The organism is Micromonospora sp. WMMD710 (assembly GCF_029626045.1).
In the GTDB taxonomy this organism is placed as follows: domain Bacteria; phylum Actinomycetota; class Actinomycetes; order Mycobacteriales; family Micromonosporaceae; genus Micromonospora.
The window spans coordinates 3422382-3441303 of record NZ_JARUBD010000001.1; the positions used below are offsets into that span (position 1 = coordinate 3422382).

The window sequence follows — 18922 nt, forward strand, 5'->3', positions numbered from 1 at the left end:
CCGACACGCACCGGACCGGCTGCACCCACCGGATCACCGCGCGCACTAGGGTTGACAGGTGACCGACGAACCACCCCTGCGCCGTCGGCCCGCCGAAGACCTTCCGGGCACCGCCCCCCACCACCCGCCGTCGGCCCAGCCGCAGCCGGCGGGCGAGGGAGCCGACCCGACCGACGGTGGGCCCGTTCCGCTGATCGCCCCGCGTGACGGCACCCCCGATCCGGTGGCCGCGCCGGCCGAGCTTGCCGAGGTCGTGGCCCGTTTCGCGGCCGGCAGCGGCCCGGTCGCCCTGGACGCCGAGCGGGCCTCGGGCTACCGCTACAGCCAACGGGCGTACCTGGTCCAGCTCCGTCGGGCCGGCTCCGGCACGGCGTTGATCGACCCACTGCCGCTGCCCGACCTGAGCGCACTGGACGCGGTGATCGGCGAGGCCGAGTGGGTGCTCCACGCGGCCAGTCAGGATCTGCCCTGCCTCGCCGAGGTGGGGTTGCGTCCGCGCCGTCTGTTCGACACGGAACTGGCCGCTCGGCTGGCCGGATTCGAGCGGGTCGGCCTGGCCGCGCTGACCGAGCAGTTGCTCGGATTCACCCTGGAGAAGCACCACTCGGCGGCCGACTGGTCGAGCCGGCCACTGCCCGAGTCGTGGCTGACCTACGCGGCGCTCGACGTGGAACTGCTGACCGACCTGCGCGACGCGCTCGCCGCCGAGTTGGCCCGCCAGGGCAAGTCGGCGTGGGCCGCGGAGGAGTTCGCCGCGCTGGTCCGTACCGGCGCACGCCCGCCCCGGGTCCGCGCGGAGCCCTGGCGACGCACCTCGGGCATCCACCGGGTACGCGGGGCGCGGGCTCAGGCCCGGGTGCGCTCGATGTGGTACGCCCGGGACCAGATCGCGGCCCGGCGGGACTCGGCGCCCGGTCGGGTGCTGCCCGACTCGGCGATCATCGCCGCCGCCGAGCTGGATCCGAAGGACGAGAAGACGCTGCTGACGCTGCCCGGTTTCGGCGGTCGATCGGTACGCCGGTTGGCTCGCACCTGGCTGGCCGCACTCGACGACGCCCGGCAGTTGCCGGACGACCAGCTGCCGGTGACGCCGACGGTGGAGGGTCCACCTCCGCCGCACCGGTGGGCCGAACGGGATCCGGTGGCGGCCGGTCGGCTCGCCCGTTCCCGGGAGGTGGTGGTCCGCATCGCCGGCGAGCACCATCTGCCTCCGGAGAACCTGATCACCCCGGATTCGGTCCGGCGGCTGGCGTGGACTCCGCCGGAGGACGTCACCGAGGACACGGTGGCGGAGACCCTGCGCGGGTTCAACGCCCGCGAATGGCAGATCGCCCTCCTCGCCCCCGACCTGGCCGAGGCCCTCTCGCCGACCCAGCCAGCCCAGGGGTAGGCCCCCGGCCGGTGTGGGGTGGGCCACAGCGGAGGGTCGGGACGGGGCTGGTTACTGGCGAGTAGCATCCGGGGAGAACCTGCCGTGGTCGATTAGGAGGCTCCAGTGCCCCGTGAAGTCCGGGATGTCGTCTTCGTCGACGGCGTCCGCACCCCGTTCGGCAAGGCGGGTGGCATGTACGCCAACACCCGCGCCGACGACCTGGTGATCCGCTGCATCCGTGAACTGCTGCGCCGCAACCCGCAGCTGCCGCCGGAGCGGGTCGAGGAGGTCGCCATCGCGGCCACCACCCAGATCGGCGACCAGGGCCTCACCATCGGCCGCACCGCCGCGCTGCTGTCCGGTCTACCCAAGACCGTTCCCGGTTTCGCCATCGACCGGATGTGCGCCGGCGCGATGACCGCCGTGACCACCGTCGCCAGCGGCATCGCCATGGGCGCGTACGACGTCGCCATCGCCGGCGGTGTCGAGCACATGGGCCGCCACCCGATGGGTGAGGGCGTCGACCCCAACCCGCGCGTCATCGCGGAGAAGCTGGTCGACCCGTCCGCGCTGGTCATGGGCGCCACCGCGGAGAACCTGCACGACCTGGTCCCGCACATCACCAAGGAGCGCACCGACGCGTTCGCGCTCGCCTCGCAGCAGAAGACCGCGAAGGCGTACGCCAACGGCAAGCTCCAGGACGACCTGGTGCCGATGTCCATCCGCGACGCGGAGGGCGGCTGGGGTCTGGCCACGGTGGACGAGGCCCCCCGGGACACCTCGCTGGAGAAGCTCGCCACCCTGAAGGCCCCGTTCCGCCCGCACGGCAAGGTCACCGCGGGCAACGCGGCCGGCCTGAACGACGGCGCCACGGCCAGCCTGCTCGCCGACGAGGCCACCGCCCGCGAGCTGGGCCTTCCGGTCGCCATGCGGCTGGTGTCGTTCGGTTTCGTCGGGGTGGAACCGGAGGTGATGGGTGTCGGCCCGATCCCGTCGACGGAGAAGGCGCTGCGCCTCGCCGGGCTCAGCATCGACGACATCGGCCTGTTCGAGCTGAACGAGGCGTTCGCCGTACAGGTGCTCGCCTTCCTCGACCACTTCGGCATCGCCGACGACGACCCGCGGGTCAACCCGTGGGGCGGTGCGATCGCCATCGGTCACCCCCTCGCGTCGTCCGGCGTGCGGCTGATGACCCAGCTGGCACGCCAGTTCGCCGAGCACCCCGAGGTCCGCTACGGCGTCACCGCGATGTGCATCGGTATCGGCATGGGCGGCACGGTCATCTGGGAGAACCCGCACTGGACGGAGGGCGACAAGTGAGCGCACTGGCCGCACCGAACGAGGTCGTCACCAAGGCGCTGCTGCGTCAGGTGAACGTACCCGGGCTGGACCGCCCGGCCGCCCTGATCACGCTGGACAACGGCTTCGACCACACCAAGCCGAACACCTTCGGCCCGGGTGGGCTGGCCAGCCTGGACGAGGCGATCACCGCCGCGCTCGCCGCCGACCCGGCGTTCATCGCGGTCACCGGCAAGCCGTACATCTTCTGTGTGGGCGCGGACATCGTCGGCCTGCCGCAGCTCGCCGACCGCGCGCAGGCGCTGGAGATCGGCCGGCTCGGCCACCGGGTCTTCGCCCGGCTCAAGGACAGCACCGTGCCCACGTTCGCGTTCGTCAACGGCGCGGCGATGGGCGGCGGCCTGGAGCTGGCGCTGCACTGCCACTACCGGACGCTGTCCGGTGGCGCGGCGGCGCTCGCCCTGCCCGAGGTGTCCCTCGGTCTGGTGCCCGGCTGGGGCGGCACCCAGCTGCTGCCGAACCTGATCGGCATCCCCGCCGCCACCCAGGTGATCATCCAGAACCCGCTGATGCAGAACAAGATGCTCAAGCCGAAGCAGGCCGCCGAGCTGGGCATCGCGGACGTGCTGCTGGAGCCGGCGGACTTCCTGGAGCGGTCCCTGGAGTGGGCCGCCGGGGTGGTGCGCGGCCAGGTCACCGTCACCCGGCCCGAGGTCGACAAGGACATGTGGGCCGGCGTGCTCTACTTCGCGCGGGAGACGCTGAACCAGCGGCTGCACGGCGCGGTGCCGGCCGCGTACAAGGCGCTCGACCTGCTGGAGACGGCGAAGGACGCGGATTTCGCGACCGGCACCGCCGCCGAGGACGAGGCCCTCGCGGACCTGGTCTTCTCCGAGGAGCTGCGTAGCGGCCTGTACGCGTTCGACCTGGTGCAGCGACGCGCCAAGCGGCCGGCCGGCGCACCGGACAAGGGCCTGGCCCGCACGATCACCAAGGTCGGCATCGTCGGCGCGGGTTTGATGGCCAGCCAGTTGGCGCTGCTGTTCGCCCGCCGCCTCCAGGTGCCGGTGGTGATGACCGACCTGGACCAGTCCCGGGTGGACAAGGGCGTCGGCTACGTGCACACCCAGATCGAGAAGGCCGTCACCAAGGGCCGGATGGACAAGGGCACCGCCGCCAAGCTGTACGGCCTGGTCAGCGGCACGGTCGACAAGAGCGCCTTCGCGGACGCCGACTTCGTCATCGAGGCGGTCTTCGAGGACCTGGGCGTCAAGAAGCAGGTCTGGGCCGAGCTGGAGAAGATCGTCTCCCCGGAGGCGGTACTCGCCACCAACACCTCCAGCCTGTCCATCACCGAGATGGCCGCCGAGCTGGAGCACCCGGAGCGGGTGGTCGGCTTCCACTTCTTCAACCCGGTGGCCGTGCTGCCGCTGCTGGAGATCGTCCGGGGTGAGCGCACCGACGACGCCACCCTCGCGACCGCGTTCGCGGTGGGCAAGCAGCTCAAGAAGTCGAGCGTGTTGGTCAAGGACGCTCCGGCGTTCGTGGTGAACCGGCTGCTCACCCGCTTCCTGGGCACCGTCTTCGCGGCCGTCGACGCCGGCACCCCGCTGGACGTGGCGAACAGCGCACTGGACCCGCTGGGCCTGCCGATGCGCCCGCTCGCCCTGCTCCAGCTGGTCGGGCCGGCCGTCGCCTACCACGTGGGCGGCACGCTACACGCCGCGTACCCGAACCGGTTCGGGGTCAGCGAAAATCTCAAGCGGATCGCCGACTCGGGTCAGCCGATCGTGGTCGACGACCAGGTCAACGACGAGGTCGCGAAGCTGCTCGTGGTGGGTGACCAGCCGTTGACCGCCGAGCAGGTCCGACAGAACGCGCTGGACGCGCTGGCGCAGGAGATCCGGCTGATGGTGGACGAGGGCGTGGTCGCCGAGGCGCAGGACATCGACCTGTGCATGATCCTCGGTGCCGGTTGGCCGTTCCACCTGGGCGGCGTCACGCCGTACCTGGACCGGACCGGCACCAGCGAGCGGGTCACCGGCCGGCGGTTCCTGCCGCGCGGGGCAGCAAGCCTGCCCGCCTGACCGTCACCGCTTCACCGTCGCGGTGGTCGGACCGTCCCTCCCGGACGGACCGGCCACCGCGATCACGTTTCGGCACCCGAGATGGTCGGGACCTGCGTTCGGGACGACGGGATGTCCTACCACCGGGTTAAGATCATCCGCTTTTCCACCCGAATTTGGAGCTGACTGATGTCTCAGCCGCCGGCCACCCCCTACGGCCCGCCGCACGATTCCCCTACCCCGCCGCAGCAGCCGGGCTACCCGCAACAGCAGGGCTTCCCGGCCCCGCAGCCGGGCCAGTCGTACGGTGACCCGGGCGCGCCCGTCGGCCCGCCGCCGGCGAAGAAGTCCAAGGCCGGCAAGATCATCCTGATCGTGCTGGCCGTCGTGCTGGTGCTCTGCCTCGGCGGCGCGGCGATCTCCTGGTTCGCGCTCAAGGACGAGGTGGGCGACGTCGTCGACGCCACCAAGACCCGGGTGGTCGCGCCGGCCACGCTCGCCGGCCGGGCGAAGAACACCGACCCGCAGTTGCAGACGGTCGCCGACCAGATGGTCACCGACATGAAGTCGGAGGTGCAGAACGAGACCAGCACGGTCGGCGCGTTCTACGGCGACCCGACCAAGCAGGACCTGATCATGATCACCGCGGTGTCCGGCGTGATGGCCGACCCGAAGAAGGAACTGGACGAGGCGGTGACCGGGCTCTCCACCGAGCTCGCCGTGACCAACATGGCGGCGGTCGAGGCCGGCCCGCTCGGTGGTGAGGCGCGCTGCGGCGACGGCAAGGCCGAGAGCGTGCCGCTGGGCGTCTGCGTCTGGGCCGACCGCGGCAGCGTGGGCCTGGTGGTCGTGTACTTCAAGACCGCCGAGCAGGTGAAGGCCGAGTTCGTCACCATCCGGGGCCAGATCGAACAGCGCTCCTGATCGGACAGCGACCGGGGCCCCGGCCACCCTCGGGTGGTCGGGGCCCCGTGCCGTACCGCCCGGCGTCGGACCATCGGGACGTTGCGCTCCGTCGGCACCTAGGCCGGGTCGATGTCACCCGTCGCAGAAGTGTCCGGCGAGGCCGGCATGGCCGCCCGCTCGGCCGCGCTGCGCAGCACGCAGAACTCGTTGCCCTCCGGGTCGGCGAGCACCGCCCAGCCCGTGCCGTCGGCGTTCCGCCGGTCGGCGACCATCGTCGCCCCGAGGCCGAGCACCCGCTCGACCTCCTCGTCCCTGGTCCGTTCGACGGGTTCCAGGCAGATGTGCAGCCGGTTCTTGGTCACCTTGTCCTCCGGCACCGCCTGGAAGAACAGGGCCGGAATCGCCCCGTCCGAGGGCAGCAGCGCCGCCTCCGGATCACCCGGGACGTCATCGGAGTGCCGGACGTAGCCGAGCACCGCCGACCAGAAGCCGGCCAGGGCGTACGTGTCGTGACAGTCAAAACTGATGTTGCGGATCCGTGGATACACGGGTGTTCCCTCCGGTGCTGGATGGGACGCTCCGCCTCCGGACGTCAGCCGACGCAGACCCGGGGCGCGGAGTCACGGTTGGTGGACATCGACGCACCCCCCTTCGTCTCGAGCTGACTCGGCAGATCCTGCCATCGGCCGAGCGCCGCGTGCAACCCCGTTCAGCCGGCCGTGGGCACCGGGCCGGGCACCGCCGGGGCGTCCGCCGACGGCAGGGTGACCGTCACCTCCAGGCCACCGCCGGGCTGCGCGATGACCCGTACCGTGCCGCCGTGGGCGTTGCAGACCGCCCGGACGATGGACAGCCCCAGGCCGGACCCGCGGGCACCGGTGCGTTCCCGTCCGCCGCGCCGGAACGGCTCGAACAGTCCCGGCACGTCGGCCTGGTCCACCTCGAACCCGGTGTTGCCGACCACCAGCCACGAGCGGTCGCCGTCGGTGCCGGTACGCACCCAGAGCCGACCGTGCAGGTGGTTGTAGCGGACCGCGTTCTCGATGAGGTTGCCGGCCAGCCGGTCGAGCAGTCCCGGGTCGCCGACCACCGGCGCGGACTCCAGCGATGTCTGCACCCGCAAGCCGATCCGGTCCACCTCACGACGCATCGCCGACAACGCGTTGGCGGTGCCGGCGGCCAGATCACATTCGGTACGCCGACCGAGTCGCCGCCCGGCCTGCGCCTCGCTGCGGGCCAGCACCAGCAGCGCGTCCACCAGCCCGTTCGCCCGCTCCGAGGCGTCGCGGACCACGGTGGCCATCCGGCGGTACTCGGCGGCGTCCGCATCGTCGTCGCTGAGCGTCACGTCGATCTCGGTGCGCATCACGGCGAGCGGAGTCCGCAGCTCGTGCGAGGCGTTGGCCACGAAGCGCTTCTGCGCCTCGAACGCGGACGCGATCCGGTCCAGCATCGCGTCGAACGTCTTGGCCAGCTCGGCCACCTCGTCGTCGGCGCCCGAGTAGCCGATCCGCTGGTCCAGGGTCGCCTCACCGAGCCGCTGCGCGGTCGCCGTGACCTGGTGCAGGGGGCGCAGCGCCCGGCCGGCCACCGCGTACGCGCCAGCCACCCCGACCACGCTGATCGCGAGCAGCGCGACCAGGCCCTTGGCCAGCAGCTCCCCGGAGGCGGCGTCGACGAGCTGCCGCTGCCACTGCGCGGCGTCCATCTGCCGGCCGTCGGAGAGCAGCACGATCGTGCCGGGCACCAGCTCGTCGGTGGGTCGCAGCGCGTCGCGGACCAGCAGCCAGGCCAGCAGCACCAGGATCGCTCCCGCGCCGATCAGCAGCACGCCGTTGAGCAGGGTCAGCCGCAGCCGCAGCGTCGGACGCAGGCGGCGGCTCACGCGCCGACCTCGGCCGTCCGGTAGCCGGCGCCGACCACCGTCTCGATCAGCGGCGGGTCACCGAGCTTCTTGCGCAGCGTCATGACGGTGACCCGGACGATGGTGGTGAACGGGTCGGTGTTCGCGTCCCAGACCCGTTCCAGCAGTTCCTCGGAGGAGACCACCGCGCCGCGCGCCTTGAGCAGCTCGCTGAGCACCCCGAACTCCTTGTTGGTGAGGTCGACGGGCACTCCGGCGCGGGTGGCCACCCGGCGGGCCGGGTCGAGCACCAGGTCGGCCAGTTCGAGCACCGGCGGCGCCGCCGGAGTGGCCCGCCGGCCCAGCGCCTGCACCCGGGCCACCAACTCGTCGAAGGCGAACGGCTTGGGCAGGTAGTCGTCCGCGCCGAGCTGCAACCCCTCCACCCGGTCGGCGACCGTGCCGCTGGCGGTCAGCATCAACACCCGGGTCAGCGCGCCGGAGGCGGCCAGGTCGGCGCAGATCTGGTCGCCGTGCACACCCGGCAGGTCACGGTCGAGCACCACCACGTCGTACCGGGTGACGAACGCCGCCTCGTGGCCGGCGTCGCCGTCGTACGCCACGTCGACCGCCATCCCCCGCTTGCGCAACCCGCGCGCGATCGCGTCGGCGAGGTTGCGCTCGTCCTCCACCACCAGTACCCGCATCCCGGCCTCCTCGCTGCTGACCACCGACAACCTAGTGCCGGCCGGCAACCATCGTCCCTCGCCGTCCGCGCCGGTCGGCGTTGCGGACCGGCTCGGCGTACGCGATGCTGCCCGCACCGAGCGACGGACGGACCCGGCATGAGCAGCACGGCACCACCCACCCGGCGGGACATCGCCTACCGGGGCTTCCACCTCCCGGCGGACTCGACGGCCGGCACCGTCGACGAGCGGGGCGGGTGGACGTCGCCGCCGGTGCGGGTCGGCTTCGAGGTCGCCGAGGTGGTGCCGTCGTGGACCGCCGACACCCCGGACGGCTGCTGGATCGAGGTCGAGCTGCGCGGCTGGCACGGCGACACGCCCAGCACCGACTGGTACCTGCTGGCCCGCTGGTCGGCCGACGACCGCACGGTACGGCGCACCTCGGTGCCCGGCCAGCGCGGCGGTGACGCCCGGGTGGACACCGACACCCTGACCGTGACGGGAGCGACGGTCACCGGCTGGCAGGCACGGGTGACCCCGCGCCGGCCGGAGGGCAGCCCGACCGGGCCGGTGCTGCGCAGCATCGGCGCGGTCGCCACCGGGCGCACACCCGTCGGGCAGGGGTACGAGCCGGTGCCCGCCTCGACCGCCGCTCGGGGTCGGGTGCTGGACGTGCCCCGCTACTCACAGCGGCTGTACGCCGGACAGCACGCGCAGTGGGGTGGCGGCGGCGACTCCTGGTGCAGCCCCACCTGCACCTCGATGGTGCTCGCCTACTGGGGTGCCGCGCCGCCGCCCGAGCGGTACGCCTGGGTGCAGCCGCCCGGCCCGCGTCCGGTGGTGGTGCACGCCGCCCGGCACTGCTACGACCACGCCTACGCCGGGACCGGCAACTGGCCGTTCAACACCGCCTACGCGGGTCTGCACGGGGTGGACGCGTTCGTCACCCGGCTGCGGTCGCTGACCGAGGCGGAGGCGTTCGTCGCCGCCGGCATCCCCCTGATCGTCTCCGCGGCGTTCCGGGCCGACGACGTGCCGGGGCTCGCCTACGACACCCGAGGGCACCTCATGGTGCTGGTCGGCTTCACCGTCGACGGCGACCCGGTGCTCAACGACCCGTACGCGCCGGACGACGACTCGGTACGGCGGACGGTGCCCCGGCAGCGGTTCGCGGCGGTGTGGCAACGCGGCAGCGGTGGCCTGGCGTACGTGCTGCGGCCCACGTCGGTGCCACTGCCCCCGCCGCCCGAGCAGGCCAACTGGTGATCAGTCGGGGGTGCGCAGCAGCCGGTACGAGCCGTCGACGCGCTGGCAGAGCAGAACGCCCACGCTCGCCTGGCAGCTCCCGGCGACGCCGGGCAACACGTCCAGCGGGCGCGCCTTCCCGGCGCTGACATCGAGCCGCGCGACGTACAGTCCCCCGTCCGGATGCCGGCGCACACCGACCAGCGGGTTGCCGAAGCCGGACTGGGCCAGCTCCCAGCCGCCCAGCTCGGCCACCTCCCGCCCGGTCGCCGGATCGAGCACGACGAGCTGCTCCAGTCGCGTGCCGGAGCTGTTCGCCACGCTGGCGACCAACCGGTCGCCGTACGAGAACACCCACGACCAGCGGTCGCTGTACCAGCGCGGTTCGCCGGTGGCGGGGTCCACCGCCCACAGCCCGACACCGCCGAGGTGCAGACACAGCACCGGGCCGCAGTCGAACGCGAACTCGGCCTGCCGGGCGGGGACGCTCCACCGCCTCTCCAGCCGGTCCAGTCCGTACGCGGTGATCGTGGCCGGGCTCCCCGTGATGGTCACCAGCAGGTCGTTCACCACCTGCCTGATCTGGGGCCCGCCGCCGGAGTCGCCCAGGTCGGCAGTGGCCAGTGCCGCACCGGTGGTGGCGTCGCGTACCTCGATCCGACCGCCCGCCCGCGTGAGCACCATGCGGTCCGCCCCTCGCCCCCGGTGCCGGAAGCTGACGGCGGCGTCCGCCGACACCTGCCAGCGCACGGTGCCGCAGCAGGGATCGACCGCGCGCAGGCCGATCGGGTCGTCTCCGCTGCTGGACTGCAGCAACAGATTGCCGTCCGCCAGCTCGACGGGGCTACCCGGCTGCTGCCACCGGTACGCCCCGGTCTCCCGGTCGAACGCCAGGGACAGCGAGCCCTGACCGGGCATGTCGCTATCGTAGACGGTGACCAGCAGCGCCCCGCCCACCGACGCGATTCCCCAGGACCGGCCCTCCACCGGCACCGGGGTCTGCCACACCCGCTCGCCGCCCGGCATCCGGTAGACGGTCAGGGTCCGCTGTGTCGGCCGGGCGGGGACCGGGTCGAGGACCACGAACACGCCGTCGGCGAGCAGCGTCTCGGCGGCGATCTGCGCCGGCAGCGTCACCACGTCCTGCCGGCGTGTCGGTGCCGCGGCGGCGAGGGTGGCCAGCACGAGCAGGAGGACCAGCGCGCACCGCAGCGGTCGGCCGTTCGCCCGGGGTGGGCGGGGCAGCGGGGCCGGCTCCGAGGTGTGCCGCAGCTCGCCCAGGTCGATGACCGGGCCGGTCATTCCGGCAACCGCCACAACGCGGTCGACCCGTCGAGGCGCTGGCAGAGCAAAATCGGCAGGGACGCCTGGCAGTTGCCCACGACATCCGGAAGCACGTCGATGATGCGCGACCGGCCGGCCACCAGGTCCAGTTCGGCGACGACCAGCCGCCCGTCGCGCACCGGACGCACGCCGACCAACGGGTCGTCCGGTCGGAGCGTCGGCACCAGGTTCCACTGGCCCAGCTCGGCCCGCGCCTGCCCGGTCGCCGCATCCCGCGCCGCGTACCGCTGGTTGGGCCCGGCCACCAGCATCCGGCCGTGCCGGACGTCGGTCAGCGTGTCCAGGCCCGGGTCCGACCAGCGCACCGCGCCGCTGGCCGGATCGAGAACCTGGAGGCCGCCGGTCTGCTGCAACGCGCAGAGCAGACCCGCGCAACCGATCACATAGGACACCAGCGGCCCGCCGTCCGCCGTCGGCTGCGAACGGCCGTAGTGCTGCCAGCGCTGCCGACCCGTCTCGGCGGCGAAGGCGGTGGTCTGGAACACACCGTTGGCGGCGCTGATCCCCAGCACCAGCACCAGTCCTCGCTCGACCCGGACGCCGAGGTAGTCGCCGGTGCGGGGCAGGGGTGCCTGCCACCGCCGCCGCACGCCACCGTCCGCCGTCGGCGGGGCGTACGCGGTCAGGTAGCGGTCACCGGTGGCGGTCGGCGGATCGACGACGAAGACGCCGTCCTCGGCGAGGTACGCCGCGGCGGCCCGCGCGGCCGGCACCGGACTCACCATGCGCCCGGGCGCCGGCGCGGCACCGGCCAACACGACAGCGGCCAGCAGCAGTACGGCCACGCCGCGCGCCGGGCGGCCGACGGCACGCGGCGGGCGGGGCGCCGGCGCCATCGAGCCGTCATCGCCGTGGACCTCGCCCAGCTCGATGATCGACACCGACCGTCCGTCCTTCCGTCACCCGTCGCGGCCGGCGAACGGGTCGCCCCGGTAAGACCGACCGCGGGCACACCGGCCCGGCAAATCCGACGCATCACCGCCTGTACGATGGCGCGTCGTGGCTGTGCCGGTGGTAGACCCCTCGCTGAATCCCGTAACCGACGCCGACCCGGTCGAGGTCGAGCCGACACGGCGACCTCGACGTCGACCCGGCCGCGCCGACCTCGTGGCCCTCGGAGCCTATGTGGTGCTGGGCGTGTTCGTCTGCCTCAACTACTGGGGTGACGTGACCGGCCGGGTCTCCTCGCACCTGCCCACCGACCACAGCTGGTTCGAGTGGTTGTTCGCGCACGGCGCGTACTCCGTTCGGCACCTGGAGAACCCGCTGTTCACAGCCCGGCAGAACGCCCCGGACGGGGTGAACATGATGGCGAACACCTCGCTTCTCGGGGTGACCCTGCCGTTGGCGCCGCTGACCATGCTGCTCGGCCCCCAGGTGATGTACGCGCTCTACCTGGGCGGGGCCCTCGCTGCGACCGCCGGCACCGCGTACTGGATGCTCTCCCGTCACCTGGTGCGCTCCAGGGCGGCGGCCTTCGTCGGCGGCGCGTTCCTCGGCTTCGCGCCGGGCATCATCCACCATGCCAACGGCCAACCCAACTTCGTGTCCAACTTCCTGCTGCCGCTGATCGTGGTGCGGGTGCTGCGCCTCGGCGAGCCGGGCCGGTGGCGGCGCAACGGGCTGGTGCTCGGGGCGCTGGTGGCGTACCAGATCTTCATCAATGAGGAGATGCTGCTGCTCACCGCGCTGGCCTGCCTCGTCGTGGTGCTGGCGTACGCCGTGCAGCGGCCGGCCGCCACGCGGGCCGCCGCCGGCACGTTCCTGGCCGGGCTCGGCGTCGCCGGTGGGCTGGCGCTGCTGCTCGCCGCGTACCCGATCTGGTTCCAGTTCAACGGCCCGCAGTCCTACCGCGGTTTACAGGGCGGCGTCTTCCACAACTGGGGTGAGGACCTCGTCGCGTTCGTCACCTTCGCCCGGGACACCTGGGCCGGCGACCCGGCGGTGGAGCAGACCATCGGGTTGACCGAGCAGAACACCTGGTTCGGTTGGCCGCTGGTGCTGCTCTCGGTGGTCGCGCTGGTGCTGCTCGTCCGTCGCTCGCTACCGGCCCGGATCGCCGCGGTGCTGATCGTGGTCTTCACGGTCGCCTCGATCGGGCCCCGGGTGCGGTTCGACGGCGTGGAGACCGGGGTGCGCGGCCCGTGGTCGTACGTGCCGGACGACCTGCCGCTGGTCGAGATGATGATGCCGACCCGCCTGACGCTGGTGGTCGCCGCCGCGGTCGGCGTACTGCTCGCGCTCACCTGGGACGCCGCGTCCCGTCAGGGCTCCCCGGCCGCCGACCGGCCGCCGGTGCCGGCCCAGCGCACCGGCGAACCGTCCGTCGCGTCCCGTCGGCGGTGGCTGCGCCCGGTGGGGTACGCGGCGGTCACCCTCGCCGTGCTGCCGCTCTTCCCCCGGCCACTGCCCGCCCAGCAGATCGAACCGCCGCCGCACTTCATCACCGCCGGCGGCTGGCGGCCGTACGTGCCGGCGGGCCGGACCCTGGTGCCGGTGCCGATCCCGAGCAACGTGCACGGCCTGCCCACGCTGCGCTGGAGCGCGCTGACCGGGCAGGAGTTCCCCGTCCCGGGCGGCTACTTCATCGGCCCGAACGAGTTGGGCGAGGGGGTCTTCGGCGCGCCGAACCGGCCGACCAGCAGCCTCATCTACTCCACCATGGACGCGGGCACCGTCCCGGCGCTCACCGACGAGAACCGCCGCCAGGCCGTGGAGGACCTGCGCTTCTGGCGGGCGTCGGTGGTGGTGCTCGGGGCGCACCCGCGCGAGGCGGTGCTGCGGGAGCTGGTCACCGCCCTGATCGGGCCGCCGCAGCGGGTCGACGACGTCTGGGTCTGGGACGTCCGCACCCTGGTGGGTTGATCAGCCGGCCAGGCTTCGGACGTCCCACATCCACCCGCCGTCGACCGGACGGCCCGGTCCGAGCAGGTCGTCGACGGTCCGGCGGACCGGGTCGCCGTTGGTCAAGTTGCCGAGCACCACGACGGCGGCCCGCCAGTGCCGGAGATCCTCCACGGCCTGGCGGCGGTCGACGTCGCTGAGCACCGGCACCACGCCGGTGTCGGCCACCCGGCGCAGCAGCACCGACGTGGGCCGGTCCGGTGCTCCCCAGCGGGCCGTCGGATCGTCCGGGCCACTCGGTCCGATGAAGTACCCACCCGGCGCCGGGAACGCGAGCCCGGTGCGGGCGGACCAGAGCATCACCGGGCTCCGCGCCGCGCCGGTGACCGGGGGTACGGCGACCACCGTCCGGCCGGGCGGCACCAGGGGACGCCACCCGCCGTCGGCGACGAACCCCGGTACCGGCGCGACCGGCACCACCCGGATCGGTGTCGGGACAAGCGGCAGCAGGGCGGCGGCCACCGCACCGGCCCACAGCAGCCGTACCGGCAGACCCGGCACGGCCGGCAGCCGGCGCGCCGCCCGGACCCGGTCCAGGGAGAGCGCCACCAGCATCCCCAGCACCGGCACGCACACCAGCGCGAACCGGGCCGGCACCGCGAGGTCGAGCAGCGGCAGCCCGGCGACCAGCCGGTACGGCCCCGGAACGCCGGTGACGGTGCCGTCGACCCGCAGCTCGGTGCCGAGCGAGAGCACCGCGAACACCAGGCCGCAGCCGGCCAGCGCGCGCACCAGCGGCCGGCGCCACAGCCAGATCACGATCACCACGGCGAGCACCAGCAGCCCCGGGCCGAAGAACGAGTTCTCCTCGGTCGGGTTCGGCGAGAGCAGGCCCGGCAACCAGTCGTCGCCGAGCACGGTCTGCCGGGCCGAGGCGGTGAACGACGCCGCGTCCAGTTGGAAGCCGTGCGCCGCGAAGGCCATCCCCGCGTAGTGCTGCGGGCCGCGGAACTGGAACCACAGCGGGTACGCCAGCAGCACCGCCGCCACCCCGGCCGCCACCGCGAGGCGGCCGAGCAGGGCCGGTGCGAGCCGGCGGGCGGCCACCCGGTCGGCGAGCGCGAAGCCCAGCGCGAACACCCCGGCGGCGAGTGCCAGGAAGACAAGCGTCTCCTCGCCGATGAAGACCTGCCAGACGACCAGGAGTCCGAGGCCGACGCCGGGCCGCCACGGGGACCGTTCGGCATCGGCGGGCCGGAACACCAGGGCGAGGATCGCCGGCACCAGGAACTGCGCGGCCATGTGCAGGTGCGCGCCCGCCTGAGCGATCATGCCGGGGGCGAAGCCGCAGATCAGGCCACCGACCGCCGCCGCGGACCGGGCGCCGACCAGCCGGCGGCGCAGCAGCGCGTACCAGGCCGACGCGGTGCCGGCGAGGCAGCTGACGACCGCCACGCAGAACGCCACCTGTGAACCGAACAGCAGCGTGACCGGGGTCAGCGGCACACCCAGGCCGAGCACCGAGGTGTTCGCCATCAGGTTGACCCCGTCCGGCGCGTTCAACGCCGTGCTGTGCAGCGGGTTCTCCCCCTCGACGACGGCGTGCGCCGCATGGGCCAGCATCCACTCGAAGAGGACCTGGTCGCCGGCCTGGTGGAACAGCCGCCACGGATGCCCCCACTGCGCGCTGGTCAGCAGGACGGCCAGGGCCAGATAGCCGGCCACCACCAGCGCGTCCGGCAGCCAGGTCGGCCGGGACTGCCGCACCGGCGCCGGCGCGACCGGTGCCGGGGACGCCGTCCCGGTGGTCATCAGACCGAGCGGTCGGTCAGCGTCCGGACGTCCCACACCCAGACGTCCAGTTCCTGGCGGCCGGGGCCGACCAGGTCCTCGACGGTACGCCGCAACGGCTCGGCGTTCTGCTGGCGGAGCGGCAGCACCAGGATCGCCGCCCGCCAGTGGCGCAGCTCGTCGGCGAACCGGCGGCGCTGCCGGTCGTCGAGTTCCGGGGTACGGCCGGTGGTGGCCACCTCCTCCAGCAGCTCACCGACACCGCTGGGCCGTCCGCCGAACCGACCCGGGTCACCGGTGTTGCCGTTGCGGGGTGCGAGGAAGTAACCGCCCGGGATCTTGAAGTCGAGGTTGGTGGTGGCAGCCCAGCGCATGCCGTGCGTGTTGCCCATGCTGGGCACCGGGATCGGCACCAGTGTCTGGTCCGGGCCCACGTACGCCCGCCACCGGTCGGCGGTGATGAAGTCCGGCACCGGCGGCCGGGAGACCATCCGCAGCGGCATCGGGGCGATCGGCAGCAGCGCGAACGCCAGACCGGCGGCGGTGAGCATCCGGACCGTGCGGCGGTCGGCGGGGCGCAGCGCCCACGCCCGTTCGACGGCGAACGCGAGCAGCAGACCGATCACCACGCTGGTGATCAGGCCGAACCGGGTCGGCACGACCGCGTCCAGCAGCGGCAGGTGGACCAGCAACTGCCACGGGCCGGCGATCAGCTCCCGGTCCCACCAGGAGACCCGCTCGCCCAGGGAGAGCACGGCGAAGAGCACGCCGGTGGCCGCGAGAGCCCGTACGACCAGCTCCCGGCGCAGCCACACCACGATGGCGATGGCGAGCAGCGACAGGCTCCAGCCGAAGAAGGCGTTCTCCTCCGAGTAGTTCGGCGCCAGGTTGATGTTGGCCCGCTGGTTGCCGCCGAGGGTGGGAGAGCCCGGCGCGAAGAAGGCGGCGATGTCGTTGCCGTAGTCCCGCACCGCGTCGCTGAGCCCGTGGTACGCCATCGGCCCGGCGAACTGCACGTACAGCGGGTACGCCAGCAGCGCCCCGGCCAGCAGCGTGCAGGCCGCCAGGCCGGCGCCCAGCGGTCGCCACGCGGCCGACCAGCGAGCGGGCTCCTGGACGAGCACCGCGATCAGGAACACACCGCAGGCCAGGGCCGTGAAGAGCAGGATCTCCTCGTTGATGAACGCCTGCGCGGTGACCAGCAGAGCGAGCAGCGCGCCGTCACGCACCGGCCGAACCGACCGGGTCAGCACCAGCACCCGCCACACGATGAACGGCAACAGGAACTGGCTGATGATGTTCGGATGCCAACTGGCGTGCGACAGCATCGCCGGGGAGAACCCGCAGAACCAGCCGCCGACCGCCGCCGCGAGCGGGGTACGCACCAGGTGCCGGGAGAGCATGAGGTACCAGGCCATGGCGGTGCCGGCCAGACCGAGCGTCACCAGCACCACGAAGGACACCGCCGGCCCGAAGAGCAGCGTCACCGGCACCATCGGGATGCCCAGCGCCAGCACGGCCGTGTTGGCCATCAGGTTGACGCCGTCGGGGTAGTTGAACTGTTCGGTGTAGAACGGGTATTCGCCGTGCAGCACCACGCGTACCGAGTGGGCGAGGAAGAACTGCACCTGCGCCGGGTCGCCGGTGTAGAGCGAGGCCACCCGGCCGGCCGGGTCCAGCCAGATCCGGCTGGTCACCCAGAGCGCGGCGAGCAGGAACAGCCCGCCGACCGCGAGGTGCTGCCGCCGCCGGGTCCACCGACGCCACCGGTTCCTGCCCGGCACCTCGGCGTCGGCGTCGGCGTCGTCGCCGTCGGCGGCGTCGGCCGGTGCGCCGTCGGTGTCCGGCGGGACATCGACCGGTGCCGTGGCCGGTGCGGCGAGTGCGGGCTCGGCGACGCCGACGGAGGCTTCGGCCGGCCCGGCGGAGGCCGGGGCGGTAGTGGCCGGTGCGGCGAGCGCAGGCTCAGCGAGCGCGAGCGCGGGCGCGGGGTCGGCGACGCCGACGGTGGCGTCGGCCGGCGCGGCGGACGTGGCGACGCGGCCGCCCGGTCGGCTGGCCGACGTGCGGTAGTTCACTGTCTCGTCGAGGTCGTCGAGGCCGTCAGCCGCCTCCGGGTGCGGCGCGGACAGGGCGCGGGACTCGGCAGGCGTCACAGTCGGCGGAGTCTACCGGAGCGGCGAAAAGGCACGAAAACCCCGGTGGTGTCCACTGTGGTGGGTGTGGCGGCGACCACCTGAGGTGCCGCGCCGGACATCTCGTACTATGGCGCTTTCCGACAGCGACGGCGAGGCGATCGGGGGCGGGCCAGGTGACTCCAGGCCGTCGGCACGGCAGGGCGCTCACCGTCCTGCTGGGCGTACTGCTGGCCGCCACGGCGTGCGGCCCGGTCGCCGACCGTCAACCGCGGGACCTGCGGGTCGGGTACGACAGCCTGGACGGCTCACTGGCGGTGTGGCCGCCCCGGGGCGACCTGGCCCGCGACGCGGCGTCGACGACGGCGGTCACCGATGCGGTGCGCGACTGGCGTTCACCGGCCGACGACCGGGCACACCTGCCCTCGTCCGGCATTCTCTTCTCCGGCCGGGTCGACGGCACCCCGGTGGCCCTGGTCGCCGCGGACGTCCCCGGCGAGAGCGCCTCCTGGCTGCTGCAACTCACCCGCGACGGCGACCGGTACGCGATCACCCGCGCCGCCGAGTACACCGACCCCGGCTACCTGGTCTACTCCGACGTGCTGCCGGTGCAGACCGGCGGCGGTCGGCGCTACCTGGTCTCCGCCCGGGTACAGACGCTGCTCGGGCCGCAGGGCCGGGCGCTGACAGTCGCCGACGGTCTCAGCGCTCCGGTCGACGTGCCGGCCTGCGCGGCGGTGCCGGTGACCGCGACCCTGCGGGCCACCGAGTCGCTGCCCCGGGGGCGGGCCGCCGACCGGCTCCTCGACCTCGGCACCGGCACCGTCGATCCGCGCTACCCGCTGGTCCGCGACGAGTCCGGCGCCGGTCGGCGCGCGCTGACCGGCCTGGACACCTGCGTACTGGCCGGCGACCGGGGACCGTTCGGCAGCATCCCCCGACGCATCGGCGACCGGGACGCGCCGCGTTCGGTGCCGACGTCGTGGCCGATGGCGAAGCTGACCGTCCGCTCGCTCGGCGAGGTCGCCCTCGGCGGCGGCGAGGCCGCCGAGTTGCAGCAGTTGAGCTGGGACACCGACGCCGGCACGATGACCGCCGTGATCTACCGGCCGGCGGACGGGAGCGCGCCGGTGGTCTCGCCGGCCGACCGGGCCACCCCGTTGCAGACGTACCAGCTGCCGGTGCCGGGCCAGCCGCTGGTGGTGCTCAGTTGGCGGGCCACCCGGGACAGCTCCCTCTCCGTGCCGCCCGGAACCCCGCTGCTGGTGGAACGCCCTGGCCTGGTGGTCGTCCCCGAACCCACCCGCACCCAGACCTACAGCCTCGCCAACACCGACAAAACCCACTACCGCTCCATAACCCCCCGCCCCCGCTAACTCGAAAATCGACCG

General features: G+C 73.3%; 14 protein-coding genes. 7 read left to right on the plus strand and 7 right to left on the minus strand.

Annotated features, from left to right (window positions below; genetic code table 11):
* The first annotated feature begins 58 nt into the window (after positions 1-58).
* From O7620_RS15715 to O7620_RS15730, 4 genes are all read left to right on the plus strand, one after another.
* A complete protein-coding gene (locus tag O7620_RS15715; protein WP_278123611.1) occupies positions 59-1390 on the plus strand; it encodes a ribonuclease D in 1332 nt (443 codons plus the stop codon).
* 105 nt (positions 1391-1495) lie between these two features.
* Positions 1496-2692: a thiolase family protein gene (locus O7620_RS15720; protein WP_278123612.1), complete on the plus strand. Its 1197-nt coding sequence runs from the start codon at positions 1496-1498 to the stop codon at positions 2690-2692.
* Complete coding sequence (locus O7620_RS15725) at positions 2689-4758, plus strand: 3-hydroxyacyl-CoA dehydrogenase NAD-binding domain-containing protein (RefSeq protein WP_278123613.1); 2070 nt, start codon at positions 2689-2691, stop codon at positions 4756-4758. Before O7620_RS15720 ends, O7620_RS15725 begins: the two co-directional genes overlap by 4 nt.
* A gap of 168 nt (positions 4759-4926) precedes the next feature.
* Positions 4927-5661, plus strand: a complete 735-nt coding sequence (locus O7620_RS15730; RefSeq protein ID WP_278123614.1) for a hypothetical protein — start codon at positions 4927-4929, stop codon at positions 5659-5661.
* A gap of 98 nt (positions 5662-5759) precedes the next feature.
* Here the strand turns inward: O7620_RS15730 and O7620_RS15735 are convergent, their stop codons facing one another.
* The 3 genes from O7620_RS15735 to O7620_RS15745 all read right to left on the minus strand — a co-directional run bounded on the left by O7620_RS15735 (position 5760) and on the right by O7620_RS15745 (position 8193).
* The gene (locus O7620_RS15735) at positions 5760-6191 is read right to left on the minus strand and encodes a VOC family protein (protein WP_278123615.1); all 432 of its coding nucleotides are present in this window, start codon (positions 6189-6191) and stop codon (positions 5760-5762) included.
* Positions 6192-6352: 161 nt separating this feature from the next.
* Positions 6353-7528 carry a HAMP domain-containing sensor histidine kinase gene (locus O7620_RS15740; RefSeq protein ID WP_278123616.1) on the minus strand — a complete coding sequence of 392 codons (1176 nt, stop codon included), beginning with the start codon at positions 7526-7528 and terminating at the stop codon, positions 6353-6355.
* Positions 7525-8193: a response regulator transcription factor gene (locus O7620_RS15745; protein WP_088951539.1), complete on the minus strand. Its 669-nt coding sequence runs from the start codon at positions 8191-8193 to the stop codon at positions 7525-7527. The genes O7620_RS15740 and O7620_RS15745 overlap by 4 nt, the downstream gene beginning before the upstream one ends.
* 138 nt (positions 8194-8331) lie before the next feature.
* Between O7620_RS15745 and O7620_RS15750 the strand changes: the two genes are divergently transcribed.
* Positions 8332-9438 carry a peptidase C39 family protein gene (locus O7620_RS15750; protein ID WP_278123617.1) on the plus strand — a complete coding sequence of 369 codons (1107 nt, stop codon included), beginning with the start codon at positions 8332-8334 and terminating at the stop codon, positions 9436-9438.
* Here O7620_RS15750 and O7620_RS15755 read toward each other — a convergent pair whose 3' ends face one another.
* Positions 9439-10719, minus strand: coding sequence for a PQQ-binding-like beta-propeller repeat protein (locus O7620_RS15755; RefSeq protein ID WP_278123618.1), 1281 nt, complete (start codon positions 10717-10719; stop codon positions 9439-9441).
* On the minus strand, positions 10716-11642 hold the full coding sequence (locus O7620_RS15760) for a PQQ-binding-like beta-propeller repeat protein (protein WP_278123619.1): 927 nt from the start codon (positions 11640-11642) through the stop codon (positions 10716-10718). The genes O7620_RS15755 and O7620_RS15760 overlap by 4 nt, the downstream gene beginning before the upstream one ends.
* Before the next feature lie 124 nt (positions 11643-11766).
* Between O7620_RS15760 and O7620_RS15765 the strand changes: the two genes are divergently transcribed.
* A complete protein-coding gene (locus tag O7620_RS15765) occupies positions 11767-13626 on the plus strand; it encodes a hypothetical protein (protein WP_192580495.1) in 1860 nt (619 codons plus the stop codon).
* Here the strand turns inward: O7620_RS15765 and O7620_RS15770 are convergent, their stop codons facing one another.
* Positions 13627-15417, minus strand: a complete 1791-nt coding sequence (locus O7620_RS15770) for a hypothetical protein (RefSeq protein WP_278123620.1) — start codon at positions 15415-15417, stop codon at positions 13627-13629. It lies immediately after the preceding gene.
* Entirely contained in the window at positions 15417-17180 is a 1764-nt protein-coding gene (locus O7620_RS15775) for a hypothetical protein (protein ID WP_278127024.1), read from the minus strand. The genes O7620_RS15770 and O7620_RS15775 overlap by 1 nt, the downstream gene beginning before the upstream one ends.
* 566 nt (positions 17181-17746) lie before the next feature.
* Here O7620_RS15775 and O7620_RS15780 point away from each other — a divergent pair.
* Positions 17747-18907 carry a hypothetical protein gene (locus O7620_RS15780; protein ID WP_278127026.1) on the plus strand — a complete coding sequence of 387 codons (1161 nt, stop codon included), beginning with the start codon at positions 17747-17749 and terminating at the stop codon, positions 18905-18907.
* Positions 18908-18922: the final 15 nt, after the last annotated feature.